The organism is Olegusella sp. (genome assembly GCF_057238325.1).
Genome location: NZ_DBHHGF010000005.1, coordinates 1 through 16,352 on the forward strand (window position 1 = coordinate 1; position 16,352 = coordinate 16,352).

At 47.3% G+C, this 16,352-nt stretch carries 15 protein-coding genes; 12 read left to right on the plus strand and 3 right to left on the minus strand.

Annotation, left to right across the window (positions count from 1 at the left end; genetic code table 11):
* Window positions 1-370 precede the first annotated feature (370 nt).
* From ACO5JD_RS04890 to ACO5JD_RS04940, 11 genes are all read left to right on the plus strand, one after another.
* On the plus strand, window positions 371-1,099 hold the full coding sequence (locus ACO5JD_RS04890; protein ID WP_021625835.1) for a GntR family transcriptional regulator: 729 nt from the start codon (window positions 371-373) through the stop codon (window positions 1,097-1,099).
* A gap of 302 nt (window positions 1,100-1,401) precedes the next feature.
* The gene (locus ACO5JD_RS04895) at window positions 1,402-2,859 is read left to right on the plus strand and encodes a YfcC family protein (RefSeq protein WP_084170305.1); all 1,458 of its coding nucleotides are present in this window, start codon (window positions 1,402-1,404) and stop codon (window positions 2,857-2,859) included.
* An 84-nt stretch (window positions 2,860-2,943) separates the two neighbouring features.
* The gene (locus ACO5JD_RS04900) at window positions 2,944-4,488 is read left to right on the plus strand and encodes an amidohydrolase family protein (protein WP_021625833.1); all 1,545 of its coding nucleotides are present in this window, start codon (window positions 2,944-2,946) and stop codon (window positions 4,486-4,488) included.
* Window positions 4,489-4,496: 8 nt separating this feature from the next.
* Entirely contained in the window at window positions 4,497-5,342 is an 846-nt protein-coding gene (locus ACO5JD_RS04905; RefSeq protein WP_484988083.1) for a sugar phosphate isomerase/epimerase family protein, read from the plus strand.
* Between the two features lie 57 nt (window positions 5,343-5,399).
* Window positions 5,400-6,368 carry an SIS domain-containing protein gene (locus ACO5JD_RS04910; RefSeq protein WP_021625831.1) on the plus strand — a complete coding sequence of 323 codons (969 nt, stop codon included), beginning with the start codon at window positions 5,400-5,402 and terminating at the stop codon, window positions 6,366-6,368.
* A 46-nt stretch (window positions 6,369-6,414) separates the two neighbouring features.
* Complete coding sequence (locus ACO5JD_RS04915; protein ID WP_021625830.1) at window positions 6,415-7,278, plus strand: PfkB family carbohydrate kinase; 864 nt, start codon at window positions 6,415-6,417, stop codon at window positions 7,276-7,278.
* Between the two features lie 342 nt (window positions 7,279-7,620).
* Entirely contained in the window at window positions 7,621-9,036 is a 1,416-nt protein-coding gene (gene fumC / locus ACO5JD_RS04920) for a class II fumarate hydratase (protein WP_035438402.1), read from the plus strand.
* The gene (locus ACO5JD_RS04925) at window positions 8,984-10,021 is read left to right on the plus strand and encodes an ABC transporter substrate-binding protein (RefSeq protein ID WP_484988085.1); all 1,038 of its coding nucleotides are present in this window, start codon (window positions 8,984-8,986) and stop codon (window positions 10,019-10,021) included. Before fumC ends, ACO5JD_RS04925 begins: the two co-directional genes overlap by 53 nt.
* 94 nt (window positions 10,022-10,115) lie before the next feature.
* A complete protein-coding gene (locus ACO5JD_RS04930) occupies window positions 10,116-10,511 on the plus strand; it encodes a hypothetical protein (RefSeq protein ID WP_484988087.1) in 396 nt (131 codons plus the stop codon).
* Between the two features lie 5 nt (window positions 10,512-10,516).
* Window positions 10,517-10,903, plus strand: coding sequence for an ABC transporter permease subunit (locus ACO5JD_RS04935; protein WP_484988089.1), 387 nt, complete (start codon window positions 10,517-10,519; stop codon window positions 10,901-10,903).
* A gap of 2 nt (window positions 10,904-10,905) precedes the next feature.
* Window positions 10,906-11,982 carry an ABC transporter ATP-binding protein gene (locus ACO5JD_RS04940; RefSeq protein ID WP_484988091.1) on the plus strand — a complete coding sequence of 359 codons (1,077 nt, stop codon included), beginning with the start codon at window positions 10,906-10,908 and terminating at the stop codon, window positions 11,980-11,982.
* Here the strand turns inward: ACO5JD_RS04940 and ACO5JD_RS04945 are convergent.
* Window positions 11,960-13,168, minus strand: a complete 1,209-nt coding sequence (locus tag ACO5JD_RS04945; protein ID WP_484988093.1) for a cation diffusion facilitator family transporter — start codon at window positions 13,166-13,168, stop codon at window positions 11,960-11,962. The genes ACO5JD_RS04940 and ACO5JD_RS04945 overlap by 23 nt on opposite strands.
* Before the next feature lie 259 nt (window positions 13,169-13,427).
* Here ACO5JD_RS04945 and ACO5JD_RS04950 point away from each other — a divergent pair, with 259 nt between their 5' ends.
* Window positions 13,428-14,237, plus strand: coding sequence for a MarR family winged helix-turn-helix transcriptional regulator (locus ACO5JD_RS04950; protein WP_484988095.1), 810 nt, complete (start codon window positions 13,428-13,430; stop codon window positions 14,235-14,237).
* A gap of 206 nt (window positions 14,238-14,443) precedes the next feature.
* Here the strand turns inward: ACO5JD_RS04950 and ACO5JD_RS04955 are convergent, their stop codons facing one another.
* Both ACO5JD_RS04955 and ACO5JD_RS04960 read right to left on the minus strand, forming a co-directional pair.
* Window positions 14,444-14,761, minus strand: a complete 318-nt coding sequence (locus ACO5JD_RS04955; RefSeq protein ID WP_484988097.1) for a hypothetical protein — start codon at window positions 14,759-14,761, stop codon at window positions 14,444-14,446.
* A 66-nt stretch (window positions 14,762-14,827) separates the two neighbouring features.
* Complete coding sequence (locus ACO5JD_RS04960) at window positions 14,828-16,306, minus strand: 3'-5' exonuclease (RefSeq protein WP_484988099.1); 1,479 nt, start codon at window positions 16,304-16,306, stop codon at window positions 14,828-14,830.
* Window positions 16,307-16,352 lie beyond the last annotated feature (46 nt).

Consider the following 16,352-nt stretch of genomic DNA (forward strand, 5'->3'; position numbering starts at 1 on the left):
AAGTCCCACCTTGCGCCTATCTACCTTTTGAGCAGGGTAGATGGTAAGGGTAACTTATGCCTTTCTAGCTGCATATATTCATATCCTCATGATAACAGATATAACATGCCATAACAACCAGAAATATTCAAAAATCGACAAAAATATAGTCCCTAAGCTGGGACTTCAACAAAATAGGGTCTAGTTAAACTTCGGAATCATGGGGCTGGCAATTCCTGACTTTGATGTTCCTGCAGGCACTCGTTTGAGCTAGTTTGTTAGTTGATGCGCCACCCTTGATATAAACAGCTGTATTATCGGCATGAGAGTAGACTACTCTCATGCCGATATCTGAGTGAAGAGACTTTTAGAAAGAAAAGGATGAGTCGCAGTGAAGCTCAATGAGGACGCACTTACGCCCCTTTATAAGCAGATAACGGATGTCCTTAAGGCGGATATTCAATCTGGTAGATATCATACTGGCGACAAAATCCCTTCTGAGGCGGAGCTGTCTCAAATTTACTCGGTAAGTCGAATTACTGTACGTCGAGCAGTTGAAGATTTGGCAAACGAAGGTTATCTCACTAAACGGCAGGGTAAAGGTACTTTTGTCAATCCGCGTAAACTCGCACGTAAAATTTGTCCTGAAAGCAATGTGCAGAGCTTTACGGAAGCATGCCGTGCAGATGGTCGTGAAGCGAGTGCACATGTATTGACCCGTGATGTTGTAGCTCCTAGCCAGGAAGCGCGGGAGTTTTTGCAGCTAGGAGATAGTGACGAGCTTGTTTATGTGAAGCGTGTTCGTTGCGCTGATGGTATACCTATTATGCTTGAGAATAACTATTTTCCCACGGACCGATTTGCATTTATGTTGAGTGAAGAGCTTGAGGATGTTTCGGAGTTTGAGCTTATCAAGAAACATCTGGATTTGACTCCCAGTGCAACTGCACTCTGTACGCTTGAAATTGTGCTTGCTGATGCCGAGAAGGCGGATGCGTTACAGGTGGCAGTAGGAGATCCGCTTTTCTATGAGGATAATTATTTCCTTGATGAATATGGGAACCCTCTCTTTTTAGGTCAACAATACATTGCTGGCTCTCGTTATATCTTCAACATTTAGTTGTGACACCAATTCAGTAGACCTTGATTCCAAAAAAATGTAGGTTGGAATTATCTACGCTTGATTTTCATGGAAAACCGAGTGCTTAAGATGTGTGCGGATTGGTTGTGCGGAAAGCACTGTCGGGCATAACTAGACAAGCGGTATCTACCGAATACCACTGATTTTCGACCGCTTACATGATATATAACGTTATATAACAACTTGATAATATGAATAGCGTATTCTTCACATTTAAATAATACGACCTATAACGTATTACGTGTGAGAGCTAAGTCGAACTTATGGTGGAGAGGAGACCTATGGCTACTGGAGAGGCTAAAGAGCCAAAGAAGAAGTTTCAGCTTCCTCACGTGTATACAATCGTCTTTATTTTGATGATTGCCTTTGCAATCCTTACCTGGATTGTCCCATCTGGTAGGTATGATCGACAGACAATTAATACAGCTGCTGGCGAGCGTGAAGTTGCTGTAGCGGGTACCTATAAGCCTGTAGATAAAATATATACTGATGAGGAAACGGGTGGGCAGGTCGATCTCCGACAGGGTGTTTTCGAATTATTCCAAGCTCCTACAAAAGGTATCCAAGAGGCAGCTGATGTTGTGGCTTTTGTTCTGCTTATTGGCGGTGCCTTTGCCATTATCAACAAGACTAATGCTATTAATGCGGGCATGAGTCACCTAATCGGAAATTTAAAGGATAAAGACATCATCATTATTCCTGTAGCGATGACGCTGTTTTCGATAGGTGGCACCACTTTCGGAATGTCAGAGGAATGCCTGCCTTTCTTTGCCATCTTTATGACCATCATGATGGGTATGGGTTATGACTCTATGACTGCCTTTATGGTGAGTTTTATGGGCGCGCAAACAGGTTATATTGCCTCCACGTTAAACCCCTTTAATGTGCTTATCGCCCAAGGCATCGTCGGCATTCAGGGCAATCCACAGCTATGGTTACGTGCAATTGTGTGGGTAGTACTTACAGTGCTGGCAATTGTGTGGGTCATGATGTATGCCCGTAAGGTAAAAAAGAACCCCACAAGCTCAATTACCTACCAGGATGACGCTGCAAAACGTGAGGAATTTGCAGTTATTGATCAATCCACGCCTGAGGAGTTTACTGGCCGCCAAAAGGGTGTTTTGCTTGTTTTTGCCGCAGGTATGGGCCTCATTGTTTGGGGCCTTATTACCAAGGGCTGGTATATGGATGAGATTTCAGCCGTCTTTGTGGGCATGGGCATTCTTTCGGGTATTGTGGGCGGTCTTAATGAGCGTGAGATGGCAGAGGCATTCGTCAAAGGTATGGCAGACTTCGCTTACGCTGCTGTCATTATTGGTTTTGCGCGTTCAATTCTCGTTATCGCCGAAAACGGCATGATTATTGATACCATCCTTGATTTCCTTGCAAATATGCTTGCGGGTATGCCCAAGGTTCTCTACACCTCCATCATGTATGTAGTACTTGGTTTGTTGAGTTTTCTTGTTCCGTCCTCTTCGGGCCTTGCAGCTCTGACAATGCCTATTATTGGGCCCTTGACCGAACTTATGGGGGTTAATCCCGAAGCAGCGGTGACGGCACTCGCCATGGCAAATCAGACCTTCAACACCATTAGTCCTACAGCAGGCATGACGGTTGCAGGTCTAGCTGTCTGCAAAATCTCCTTTGGTCAGTGGTGGAAAACCTCGTGGAAGTTTGTTTTGCTCGTGGCCTTGATTGGCATTTTGGTGACGGGTATTTCAGGTGTCCTTCCCGTCTAATCACTCTTAGTTTTTGATTGAACTAATTGCAGAGCAGACGCCCTTAAGTAGTATCTGCTCTGCTTTAAAAAAGGAGTGTCCTGCATGTCAGATCCTCTAGTTATTCTGTCACGCAATATCTTTGATGCAACAAGTGATACATCATTCGATGGTTTTGTTGCTGTTGAGGACGGGGAAATAGTGGCAACTGGTCCTCGGGGGTTCGCTTTGCCATACACTTCTCATGCCTCGCGAGTTATTGACGTAGAAGATAAACTTGTGATGCCTGGTCTTACAGATACACACACCTTTTTTTCGGGATGGGTGCTTGATAGTCTGGGTTGCAATTTAGCGAGGATAAAGACTGCGGCCGAAGGCATTGATTGCCTTACGCAATGGGCTCATATGATTCCTGAGAACCAAGTAATCTTTGGGCATGGCTGGAATCCTGCTTTGGAGCTTCATTCAAAAGCATGTCTACTTGATGAAGCCTTTCCTTCGCGTCCTGTGGTTGCATTTTCTCGAGGAAGAGGAACTTGCTGGATGAATGAGGTGGCACAAGAACGCTATCTTTTTACCCCAGATGCATGCTGGTCAGAAATGATTTGGCGTATGATGCCAGAATATTTATCACTTCCCGAGATGTCAGAACTATATATTAATTATCAGCATATGCTGAATGCACGTGGTGTGACCCAGATTAAAGAAATGGCATTTGATGACTACTATGGCTTCATAGATGTCATGGAGGAGCTTGCTCATAAAGAACGATTGACTGCTCGTGTTTCACTGATGAGCCAACCTGTTGGAGCAGGAATAAATCTAGCTTATGGCCGTGCGCTGCGCGAACACTTAACGGATGGCTTTTTAGGATTTAGCGGCTACAACCGTATGACCGATAGAGGAGTAGCAGACGGTTTGGCTGAGTATATTAATCCCTATACAAGTAGCCCTTCTGAATGTGTCAAAGTACCTGTGGAGTGGGAGCTTATTGAGCGAGAGACTCTTGCAGCTGATGCAGCAGATTTTCGTTATTCTTTGCACTGCCAAGGTGATGGAGCAGTGCGTCATGCAATTGAACTCTTTAATCGTTGTAAAAAAGATGCTAGTGGTCACCTTGTTAACCGTCATGCGATTACGGATAACGAATGCACCAGTCCTGGTGATCTTGAGTGTTTTGGTGTAATGGGCGGTATCTGTGAAGTCTATGCGCAAATTCAGATACTTGATTCTGTAGAAGACATTCGACAGATGGCGCTACACCAAATTGGACCAGAACGCTTTGCATATTTTTGGAATCGTCGGAAGATGCAGGATTCTGGTATCAAAATTTGCTGTGCCACAGATTTACCACTTCTTATCCCGCATTTAGGCGAGTCTATTTATTGCGCTTGTGGTGGCTATTTTAATGATGGGGGTCAGGCAAATGTCGCAAACACGCTAACTATTCCAGAGCTTTTGCGTGCTTGGACTGTGGGTGGTGCATATGACTGCTATTCAGAGCAGCTGGTAGGTACTTTAGAGGCGGGCAAGCGAGCAGATCTTATTGTTGCAGAAGCTAATCTTCTTCATCTCAATCCAAAAGTTGCACGCAATATAGGAGTAGCGCTTACTTTGTCTGATGGTCGCATTGTTTATGAGAATCTTTAGGAGCAACGATGAGTGAACATCTAAAACGTAATCAACCAGCGGGGATGAATATTCATTGGTTGTTTTATTCGTTAGATGATTTCCTTGACTCTCAACAGCATATAGGCTTTGAAAGCATTGAACTTTGGGGTGGTATGCCCCATGTTGAGCTGGATCGTCTGAGTTATTTTGATGCGAAGGAGATTCGCTACAAGATTGAAAAACGTGGCATGAAAGTGCATGTCTTTACACCTGAAAATTGCACTTACCCATATCAATTTGCTGCAAAGGGTGAACGTTATGTGCAGCACACCTATGACTATTTTACCAATGGCTTACGAATGGCATCTGAACTTGGTTGCGATGTGATGGCGGTCAATAGCGGTTGGGGATATTGGAATGAAAACCGCGAAGAAGCATGGAAACGTAGTCGCGAGATGCTTCATCGTCTGGCAGAGTTTGGCGAAACAGTTGGCGTAACACTTGCGATGGAGACTTTACGTCCCCAGGAAAGCCAACTTGTGATCAACATTGCTGACGCGCGTAGGATGTATGACGAGGTTGGTCATCCCAATCTGAAGTTGATGATTGATACCTGTGCTATGGCAGTATCAGGGGAAACTATTGCCCAGTGGTTTGAAGAATTTGGCGTAGAAAATATTCGTGATATCCACTTTATTGATGGCACACCATATGGACATCTTATTTGGGGTGATGGAAATCGCGATATGACAGCGTATGTCCACGACCTCAATACCTATGGATATGAGGGATATTTAGGGCAAGAAATAACTGACTTTAAATACTTCAATAATCCCGGTGAAGCGGATAAAAAGAACTTTGCGGCATTTCAGAAGTTTTTTGTAGATGATTAACGCGCAGAGCAATTACGACAATCGCATATATGAAGTTATGTATTAGAAGGGAAAAATATGAATATACATGAAATTATAGAAGCAGTAATTGCTGAGAAAAGTGCCATCAAGCAGGTTTACTGGGTTGCATGTGGTGGATCCATCATCGATCTTTATCCAGCTCACTGTCTCATGCAGACTGAGAGTTTGACTGCAGAATCCGGCTACTATACAGCTCGTGAATTTACCACAATGGTGCCTCGTCGTTTGGGGGAACAAAGCCTTGTCGTGCTTTGCTCTCACTCTGGCGGAACACCTGAGGTCATGGCTGCAGGTGAGTTGGCTTGTTCTAAAGGTGCCTCTGTTATAGCGCTCACCAATAAGGCAGGTTCTGCTATCGATAGCGCAAAGTGGCTCTGCTGGGTTTATGCTTGGGGCCATGAGGTTCCGACCGCAGAGATTCCCCTAGGTATTGGCTTGCGCCTTGCTGCCGAAGTCATAAATCAGCAGGATGAATACGTCGACTACACTGCGCTTCAGCAGGGTTTGCGACAGATTGATGAAATCATTGCCACAGACCGTATCAAGATAAATAACGAGATGAGCGAGCAGTTCGCTGCTCTTTGTAAGGGCCATCCCTTCTTCTACATACTGGGCTCGGGCCCGACTTTCAGCCAGACCTATGGCTTTGCAATTTGCTCGCTTATGGAAATGCAGTGGCAGCACTGTAGCTACATCCATACAGCAGAGTATTTCCATGGACCCTTTGAATGTACAGAGCCTGGCGTGTTCTATTTTCTGCAAATGAGTGATGGTGCCCACCGTGATATGGATCAGCGTGCGCTGGATTTTTTGCAGACCCATACAGACACCCTGATGGTACTTGATGCCAAGGATTACGGCATGGATGCCATTGATGTGTCGGTGCGTGATTATCTAGAACCGGCAATGTTTTACATGATGAACTGTGAATTGCGTGCTGCTCGTGGACGCCTCTTTAATCACGATCCAGATATACGCCGGTATATGGGCAAAGTCAGCTACTAATAAATCCCCGCAGTTTTATGCGGCTCCAGATACGAGAGGACTGACGATGAAACAGATGAATGTAAGTGTATGTGGCTTTGGCGATAACGTAGTTGATTGTTATGAGCATACGGGCACCATGTACCCTGGTGGTAATGCGGTAAATTTTGCAGTATATGCCAAGAAATGCGGTGCTGAGCGTTCTGCTTATATGGGGATTTTTGGTAATGATGCTGCTGCAGAACATGTCATTTCTTCGCTGCAAGATGAGGCTATTGAACTGGTCAAATGCAAGCAGCTTATTGGCCCTAATGGTGCGGCACGCGTGACTGTTGATGATCAAGGAGACCGCATTTTTCTTGGCTCGAATGAGGGCGGTATTCGTGGCGATGCACGTTATGTGCTTGGACGTTTTGACTTGGAGTATCTCAAACAGTTTGATGTGGTTCATTCAGGAAACTATTGCTTTACTGAGCGCGAATTGCCAAAGATTCATGATGCTGGTATCAAACTATCCTTTGACTTTTCAGATGATTCAAGCTGGGAATATTACCAGCAAATCGCGCCCTATGTAGACTATGCTTTTTTCTCCGCAAGCGAGCTTTCTGAAGAAGAGACTCGAAATCAGCTTCGGCGTGTGGCAGAGTTGGGGCCTTGTTTTGTTTCCGCGACGCGTGGTGTTTGGGGTTGCCTTGCTTATGATGGCAATCAGTATTATCGCCAAGAATCCAAGCCGGTTGCGGAGATGCATGATGCAATGGGTGCAGGTGACGCTTTTCTGACCGCATTTAATGTCAAGTGTGCTGCCTTAGTCAAGCAGAACAAAACGGGTGCAGATGCTTATGCTGAAGCTCTCGACTTTGCAGCGGGTTTTGCTTCTGAAGTCTGTGGCCTTGATGGCTCTTGGGGTCATGGGACTCCTATTGCCTAAGGGATGTGAATGATGGCAAAATCTCCCGTTGGACAGGTATTTTCTAGAAAGTTAAATTTTTTAGCCCTGAGGAGCCAAATTTAGTCGCATCCCGACCAAAAATGCGTCCATGGGGCTAAAAGATTTAACTAAGCAAAGAAAACCGTGGTAAGACAAGACTTCCACAGTAAGGTAAGACTTTCCCAGAAGGTAAGACTTCCACAGAAGGTAAGACTTTCCCAGTAAGACAAGATTTTTTAGCTGCTAAAAGAAAAAAGATAGTCAGACACACATATATCCCATAGTCCTATTTAACTGGCACTGCTACACTCGACTCATCCAAGCATGACGAGGGGAGAGAGCATGGGCAAGAGTAGCGAAATGCGCGTTGAGCACGATTCGATGGGCGAGATGTTAGTACCTGCCGATGCACTTTGGGGTGCACAGACCCAGCGTAGTCATGAAAACTTTCCCATTGGCACCGAGTGTATGCCCATCGAAATTATTCGTGCTTTTGCGCGGATCAAAAAAGCCGCTGCCCTCGCCAATGCTGAGCTTGGAAGTCTTAATCAGACGTGCTGCCAGCTCATTTGCCAAGCAGCTGATGAAGTGCTTGCAGGTAAATGGGACGAGCAATTCCCTTTGGTGGTGTGGCAGACAGGATCGGGCACCCAATCCAATATGAATATGAATGAGGTGCTTGCCACCCGAGCAAATCAACTTGCTTTTGAGCAAAACATCGTCCTTGATCAGCCTATTCACCCTAATGACACGATTAATATGTCGCAATCGAGTAACGATACCTATCCGACCGCTATGCATGTTGCGGCAGTCTGCGCGTTACAAGAACAGCTGCTTCCTGCTCTTGATTGCCTCATCTCCACATTAGTCCGTCTTGAAAAAGAAAATCAGGGTGTGGTGAAGTGTGGCCGTACTCATCTGCAGGATGCAGTGCCCATAGGTTTTTGGCAGGAAATCTCAGGTTGGCGTGGTTTACTTGAGGGTGCAAAAGAAGAAATTTTGGCAAGCTTGAGTGGACTTTTGCGCCTTGCTTTGGGTGGAACTGCGGTGGGTACAGGATTGAATGCACCTGCAGGTTTTGCTGAATGTGTAGCAACACAACTAGCGGGTCTTACTGGATATGGCTTTGTTACTGATCCAAATAAATTTAGGGCACTTTCTGCTAAAGATGCACTGGTTTTTTCGCATGGAGCACTTAAAGCGCTTGCAGCCAATCTCATGAAAATTGCCAACGATATACGCTGGCTTGCGTCGGGCCCACGCTTGGGTTTAGGTGAGATTTCTATTCCTGCCAATGAGCCTGGTAGTTCAATCATGCCAGGTAAAGTTAATCCAACTCAATGCGAAGCGGTGACAATGGCTGCTGTACAGGTTATGGGTAACGATGCCACAATCGGTATCGCGGCTAGCCAGGGTAATTTTGAACTCAATGTCTTTATGCCTGTTATTGCCTATAACTATTTGCAATCTGTCCGTTTACTTGCCGACGTTATGAATTCTTTTGAGCAGCGTTGCGTAGCAGGTATCAAGCCTAATATCGACAAAATGGCAGACAATCTCTCTCGTTCTCTTATGCTCGTAACAGCGCTTTCTCCTGAAATTGGTTACGAACATGCAGCTCAGGTAGCAAAAAAAGCATATTCAGAGGGTACAGGCTTGCGCGAAGCTTGCATAGAACTGGGTTTTCTAACAGCGGAGCACTTTGATGAAGTCTTTCATCCTGAGCATATGGTCTGGTGCGAGCGCCGAACTGATTGATGCGGCCAAGAAGGAAGGTTCCCTCGTGGTCTACGTCTCCTGTGAGGAGGACTACGGCGCAGCCGTCTGCAACCACTACCAGGAGCTTTATGGCATTGAGACTTCCTATCAGCGTCTGTCTATCGAAGAGGTAGAGGCCAAGATTGAGGAGGAGAAGGGCAAGCCTTCTGGTGATGTTTGGTTTGGTGGCACTACTGATCCTTACAACGTTGCTTCCTCCAAGGGTCTGCTTGAGAAATATGAGCCAGAGAATGCCAAGCACCTTATTGATGAGTCCTATAAATCCACCGAGAATGACTGGTATGGCATCTACAAGGGCATCTTGGGCATCATGTACAACAAAGAGGAACTTGAGCGCCTGAAGCTCGATGCCCCCAAGGATTACGATGACCTGCTTGATGAGAAGTACAAGGGTCTTGTCTGGATGGCCAACTACAACACCTCTGGTACAGCCCTGCTTTTCCTGAATACCATGATTCAAAAGAAGGGCTCCGAGGAAGCTGGTATCGAGTTCCTAAAGAAGCTTGATAAGAATATCGCTCAGTACACCAAATCTGGCTCGGGTCCTTCCAAATCTGTGGGTACTGCAGAGTGCACCATTGGTATCGGCATGCTTCACGATGCTATTTACCAGATTGTTGACAACGGCTATGACAATATTGGCCTGCAGGTTCCCAGCTCTGGTGCATCTTATGAGATTGGCGCTACTGCAATGTTTGCTGGTTGTGCTCATCCTAATGCGGCAAAGCTTTGGCTTGAGTATGCATTGAGCCCTGAGTGCGTTGGCCTCGCCCAGAGCAATGGCTCTTATCAGTTCCTCGTTATTGATGATGTTGAGCAGCCCAAGGTTGCTACAGAGTACGGCCTTGATCCTGACAATGTCATGAAATATGACTTTGAGGATGCAAAGAAGAACAGCGAGAAGTACAAGAACAACCTTATGCAGGCCTTGGGCGGTGGCGACGATCGCTTTAAGACCGAATAAGGCCCGTTAATTGCTTTTTAGAGTTTTGAATTTCTAGGGCCAAGTGGGTACATACCCGCTTGGCCCTAACTGCCGATGGGAGGTAGATTGCCTCATGGTAAAGGCTAAGACAAAGCAGGGCGCTGCACTTGATAGGGCAAAATTCTTTGGCGACCCCGTCATGGTAACCACAATTGTGGTGCTTATTGCCTTGCTTGTGCAGTTCATCCTGTACCCGCTTGCGATACTGCTGGTGGACTCCGTTATTACCGATAAAGGCCTGTCTCTTGAGGTCTTCCAACGCATTTTTAATATGCCGTCCTTCAATAAAGCAATCTCAAATACGCTGAAGGTAGGTTTTGTCGTTGGAATCCTGTCGGCACTGGTAGGTCTGCTATTTGCATATGTCGAGGAGTATGTTGAACTCAAGACAAAGTTTTTGACGGGGCTTTTTAAGGTGGTCTCTATGTTGCCTGTTGTCTCGCCGCCCTTATTATCGTCTTTGTTGTGAGATCTTTGCCTACTGGTACACGTTCAGGTATCTCGGCTTTGCGGCAGATTGACAAATCTATTGAGGAAAGTGCCTACGATATGGGTGCTGATAGCTTCACAGTATTCAAGACTGTGACGCTGCCACTTATTAAAGACTCGTTCCTCTCGGGCTTTGTGACAACTTTTGTCCGCTCGATTACTGCAATTTCAGCGGTAATTCTTTTGGTTTCGCCCAAGATTTTGATGATTACTGTCCAGATTAACGAGTTTGCAGGTAAGGGTCAGTATGGTATTGCCTGCGCCTTTGCCACCATCTTGATTATTATCACCTACGCATCCGTACTCATCATGAATGCAATCATCAAGCGTTGGGGCAAAAATAGTGTCGCCAGGCGCGTTGAGGAGGACTAACAATGGCCAAGGAAAAGCAGAGCGTCCGTTTGGAACATGTATCCAAGATTTATCAGGACCCTAAAACGGGTAAAGATTTTTATGCTGTACAAGATGCCAATCTGATGATGGAGCCTGGCTCGTTTACTTGTCTGCTGGGCCCTTCAGGCTGCGATAAGACTACGATTTTGCGTATGATTGCTGGTTTTGAGAGCCCTGATGAGGGTGAGATTTTTATGGGCGAGGCCCCCATCAACAAGCTCACACCCAACAAACGAGATACAGCGATGGTCTTCCAGAGCTATGCTTTGCTTCCGCACTACAACATTTTTGACAACATTGCCTATGGCCTTAAGTTGCGCAAGCTAGATGCGGCAACCATTAAAGATAAGGTTGAGCATATCATGGCGCTTGTGGGTCTTGAAGGTATGGAAGATCGCATGACCAACCAGCTTTCGGGTGGTCAGCAGCAGCGCGTTGCGTTGGCTCGTGCGCTGGTTATCGAGCCGGGCGTGCTGCTTTTTGACGAGCCGCTTTCTAATCTTGATGCCAAATTGCGTGTGGATATGCGTACCGAGATTCGCCGTATCCAGCAGGAGGCGGGCATCACCGCGGTCTACGTTACTCACGATCAGTCCGAAGCAATGGCCATTGCCGACCAAATCATCATTATGAAAAAGGGCGTGGTCGACCAGATTGGTGGTCCGCACGAGGTGTACAACCATCCCGTTGATGAATTTGTTGCTGACTTTATTGGTGAGTCAAACTTCCTTCGTGGCAAGCTTTCCGAAAAAATGGGTGACACAGGTGTTGTGGAGACCGGGGGCTTCAAGGTTCCCGTGACGGCTGTCAGCCATCTAGAGCTGGGCGCCGATGCAACGCTGGTTTTGCGTCCCGAGGCATTGACCTTGGCTGATCATGGTCTGCTTAAAAGTGAGGTTGTATTATCTCGCTTTATGGGCGCATATCAAAACTATCATGTTCGTATTGGTCAAGCGTTGGTCAAACTTGCTGTATATAACCCTCGTAACAAGAAGATTTACAACGTGGGCGACACAGCATATGTGGACTTTAACCCTAAGGATGTTCATGTTCTTTAGGGCTGACATCATCGGCAATATGCAGGTAGCCCTCGTCAATAACGATTGAGAGTGTGCTATTGCCAATGAGAGGCTTGAGCACTCTATTTAAAGCCTCACGTAGCTCATCGTCTGTCATAGGTAAGCCTTGTGGGCGCGTGCAATCAAAAGAGATTGTCGCGCCCGTTTTTTTGTCACTAAGCGAACCCTCGACATGTATATCGTGGATGGTCAGGCGGGGATCGATTGAGCGTATGCGGTGGGCGATGCTGTTGTGCAAATCGGTATGCTCGGGGTCGCAGGTGATGATTGGGTCGTAGTGCAATACCAGATGAAGACCATCTTGGGAAAGAAAATCCTGCTCTATCTGGTCGAGGATTTTGTGGGTTTCAAGTGGGTTGCGCTCGGCTGCCATCTCGACATGTGCGCTAGCAAACTGCCTACCAGGACCGTAGTCATGCACCATGAGATCATGGGTAGCAAGTACTCCTGGATAGGAAAGAATGCGACGACGAATGTGTTCAACTTTTTCTGCACTAGGGGCGCGGCCCAGCAAGGGGTCAACTGTATCTTTGACAAGCTGTATGCCGCTATAGATAACAAAAGCAGACATCGCAAGGCCAGCCCATGCATCAAGATTAATACCAGTTAAACGTGTAATGATGACAGCACTTAGCACACCAGTGGTCGTGAGGGCGTCATTACGAGAGTCGATAGCCGCTGCTTTGAGGGTCTCGGAGGAGATCTGCTTGCCTACCTTGTGTGTGTAGTGCATCATCCAGAGTTTAAGCAAGATAGAGACAAGCAGAGCAATGCCAGTAAGTATGCCAAAATCAGTGGGACTGGGATAGATGAGTTTTTCAATAGAGCTTTTGAGTAGCTCAATGCCCATAGCCATGACTAACAGTGCCACTACCAGTCCTGCAACATATTCATAGCGACCATGCCCATAGGGATGCTCAGCGTCAGCAGGTCTGCCAGCTAGTTGGAAGCCAACAAGCGAGATAATATTGCTCGAGGCGTCCGAGAGGTTGTTGACTGCATCGGCTATGACCGAGACAGAACCTGCAGCAATACCCGCTATAGCTTTTGCGGTGGCTAAAGCAACATTGCAGATGATACAGACGATGCTTGCATGGCGACCGATTGCAATGCGGTCGAGTGGCTGTTTGCTCTGCTCTGCTTTTTGTTGTTGATTGTTGGACATGCGTTCTCCATAGCTATTGACGATTAGCAAACAGTGTACCCTCCGATTGCCTTTTTTATAGGTACATGGATTGATATAAACTGCACATCTTGTATATAAGCAGGACAAATTCGTGTGAATCAGCTGTGTTTATAAGGGATGTTGCTTGGGTAGTTTAGACTTGTTTTGACAGCAGCTGGCTGTCCGGAAAAACCTTGACATGGGGTCGGGGTCGTGTGGAAGCGCGGGTGCGGGAGCACCGGAAGAAAGATGCGGGTATATGAACGATAACGAGATGATGGATCCGGCACGCGAAACTTTGCCTGAATGGGCCCAAGAGCCGGAGATGACGGAGCAAGTAAAGGAGGACTCCGCAGCAAGCAAGACAGATGATGACAAGTTGTTTATGGACGAGTTGATGAAAGCATCTCGTTTGATGCGTCAGCGTCAGCGCATGATGGGCGACGAGCGTCGCGATGCTGCTGAGCGCGATCGTGAGGGTCAGCGTGCTCTCAAAATGTTGACTCTCAAGCCTGAGATGGAACAAAAAGAAATGGCAGAGCTGATGGGTACTCGCCTGCGCGCTTTGGACGAACTGTTGGCTGGTCTTGAGAAGCGGGGCCTAGTTACTCGTGTGCAGCCCGAAGAGCCTGACATGCGTATTGTACGAGTTTCTTTAACCGAGGAAGGCAAAGACGTTTCTGAGGATGAGAGCGCCGATAGTGTAGAGCCTGCTTTGATTCCTGGCTTTGCTGAAGAAGATCGCAAGGACTTGGTCGAACTGCTCAAGGGTCTTAACGCATCATTGGAGGCTTTGGGCCTGCGCGATGAGGATCGTGGACCTCGTGGAGGCTTCCGCGGCGGTGACCGTGGTGGTTTCCGTGGTGGACACGATGACAATAGGCGCAGCGGAGATCGTGGCGGCTTCCGCGGCGAGCGTAATGACTACGGTGGTTTCCGTGGTAATCGTCCCAATCATAGTGCTCGCTATGAGCACAATGACCGTGGCAACCAGCGCTTTGGCGGTCGCCGTAGCGGAGGCTTTGGCAGTGGTGGTCGTAGTGGCCGTGGCTTTGGTAGCAGCAACTAAAAGTTCTGTGATATATGCACGTCTTCAGCACTCCTTCCTGAGGGGGTGCTTTTTTTGCAGGCTCTTTTTGTGTGCTATTTGTTTGGCGCGTATGTCCCAATTTGTTTGGCGTGTATGCTTCCTTCGCAAATGGTTCAAGTTTCGAGCGCGGCAATCGCAAAAGGGCAGGTCAGATTTTTCCAAAGCTCGAAAGATGAACCATCTTGTTAAAGTGTGGCTACAACGGGTTCAAGAAGCACCTTTTGACTCGCATCGGGTTCAATATGCACCCTTGCGACGATTTTTATCTGGGGTTTCTCGAGTCGTTTGGTACGGTTTTGAACCGTCTGCATTAAAGGGAAGACAACGGGTTCACAATGCACCTTTTTATTTGCAGCGGGTTCATAAAGCACCCTCAGTAAAAAAGTGAGCAGCATTTTTGTTGAAGCAGAGCGACGGTTTTGAACCGTTTGCGAGAGAAGGATGACTGCTTGTGAAGATGCGCTGCCTACGAAGATGCGCTGCTTACGAAGAGGACGAACCACCTACGAAAGCGGATGCACTTTGCCTCATAAACCTTGTTCCATAGAGCTGTTGCTATAAAGCTGTTGCTAACTAAAGCAGGCAAGCGAGATGGAGTGGGTGGGGAGTTTGCCAGTAGCACTCATTTGGGCGAGCGCCACTGCAAAGCAGGCAAGCCCGTGAGCCAAACCAGTCTGGTCTACTACGCTTAGGCGTGCTTGAATGACCTGCGGATTGGCGTTGCTTTCGCCTGCAATAGAGGCAACAAAACCCCCTTGCTCAACACTTCCTATACGTACAGCTAACTTAAGATGCTCGGGTAGTTGAGATGCCGCTTGAGTAAGCCAGGAAGCAGACCAATTTGCAAGTTCGAGAGAGCCTCCCTGTGCAACTGTAGAAAGAGGCGCAAGCAATGCTTGCTCGAGTTTTTTGCTCGCAGTTTTGAGCTTGGGCGAGTGCTTTGTCTGCGTACGATTTGCATCGTTTGATTTTGTAGTTGTGGTCGCAGCGCCCGCTTTTTTGTTAGGCGTGGTTGTGTGTGGGGATTCGGCTCCTGCATGCGTGGAGCTCGTAAACATATTACGGAGAGCAAACTCGGCTTGTACCGTGCGCAGCATCAGGTCGGTATCATCAAGACCAAGGTGTTTCTCTGCTTCTCCAGTATCCAATGTTCCGCGGCGACGTGCCCAGTTTTCTAGTGAAGCAGGGCGAGATTCGCGGGGCAGCCCTACCATATCCTTGTCAATACGACGGCAAATATCGCGTGTGTCGATAGGTATAATCTTGCCTGCTTTGCGTGCTTCGGCATAGCCGTTGAGATGCAGCATCATCCAAGAATCCTCAAATGAGGCATTGTGTGCCATAAAAGGATACTTAGAAAGCAGGGCTACCAGCTGTTTTTGTAGTTCTTTGTCCTGACGCAGGGGCTTTTTGCCAGCAAGCATATCGGGGGTAATGTGATGGACACGTTCCATCGGAATCTTACGGCCAGCCCATGCATCAGGAAGTCCACAGTAGACAGCCCGGTCATTTTGGGGAGTTGCTTCGGGCGTGAGCTCCATGGTTTCCCAGCCAATATTGATGATGTAGCCGCGGTCAGGGTTACGCCCAGTAGTTTCGAGGTCAATACCAACAACGGTACCCTTGACGGGGGCAGCAACATAAACCACAGCAAGGTTGTCCATAATGCCGCCGACTTCGCGTTCGACCTTTTTGAATGAGCGATGCTGTAGTGCAGCTACACCATGGACAAGGTCGGATTCAGTCATACCCCGTGAAAGATTAGGGCTGTTGGATTCGGCACGACGAGTGGCAAGGGCAACTGCCTCTGGTGCATCGGAGGTTTCTACCAGATCACAAAGAGTGCGATTGCGGTCGGCTAGCTCACGTACTAAATCAAAGGAGAAAGACTCCTTGCCCAATGGTTGTGAAAACCAGTCATCGCGCAGTACCTTAATTGCTTCCTCGGTCTTGAGACGCTCTGATTCAACGGCGGAAAGACCGTCAGCAAGAAGAAATTCAGGAATAAAAAATGAGCCGGCAAGTTCAATAGCTTGACTAACGTTCATTGTGCTCCTTGTGGTGCTAATTTAGTGTATGGAGCCACTGGACATC

What these genes read in the sequence shown, in the direction of transcription:
- ACO5JD_RS04895 (WP_084170305.1), top strand. Translation starts at nt 1,402, where the DNA reads ATGGCTACTGGAGAGGCTAAAGAGCCAAAGAAGAAGTTTCAGCTTCCT.
- ACO5JD_RS04900 (WP_021625833.1), top strand. Translation starts at nt 2,944, where the DNA reads ATGTCAGATCCTCTAGTTATTCTGTCACGCAATATCTTTGATGCAACA.
- ACO5JD_RS04905 (WP_484988083.1), top strand. Translation starts at nt 4,497, where the DNA reads ATGAGTGAACATCTAAAACGTAATCAACCAGCGGGGATGAATATTCAT.
- ACO5JD_RS04910 (WP_021625831.1), top strand. Translation starts at nt 5,400, where the DNA reads ATGAATATACATGAAATTATAGAAGCAGTAATTGCTGAGAAAAGTGCC.
- ACO5JD_RS04915 (WP_021625830.1), top strand. Translation starts at nt 6,415, where the DNA reads ATGAAACAGATGAATGTAAGTGTATGTGGCTTTGGCGATAACGTAGTT.
- fumC (WP_035438402.1), top strand. Translation starts at nt 7,621, where the DNA reads ATGGGCAAGAGTAGCGAAATGCGCGTTGAGCACGATTCGATGGGCGAG.
- ACO5JD_RS04925 (WP_484988085.1), top strand. Translation starts at nt 8,984, where the DNA reads ATGAAGTCTTTCATCCTGAGCATATGGTCTGGTGCGAGCGCCGAACTG.
- ACO5JD_RS04930 (WP_484988087.1), top strand. Translation starts at nt 10,116, where the DNA reads ATGGTAAAGGCTAAGACAAAGCAGGGCGCTGCACTTGATAGGGCAAAA.
- ACO5JD_RS04940 (WP_484988091.1), top strand. Translation starts at nt 10,906, where the DNA reads ATGGCCAAGGAAAAGCAGAGCGTCCGTTTGGAACATGTATCCAAGATT.
- ACO5JD_RS04945 (WP_484988093.1), bottom strand. Translation starts at nt 13,168, where the DNA reads ATGTCCAACAATCAACAACAAAAAGCAGAGCAGAGCAAACAGCCACTC.
- ACO5JD_RS04950 (WP_484988095.1), top strand. Translation starts at nt 13,428, where the DNA reads ATGAACGATAACGAGATGATGGATCCGGCACGCGAAACTTTGCCTGAA.
- ACO5JD_RS04960 (WP_484988099.1), bottom strand. Translation starts at nt 16,306, where the DNA reads ATGAACGTTAGTCAAGCTATTGAACTTGCCGGCTCATTTTTTATTCCT.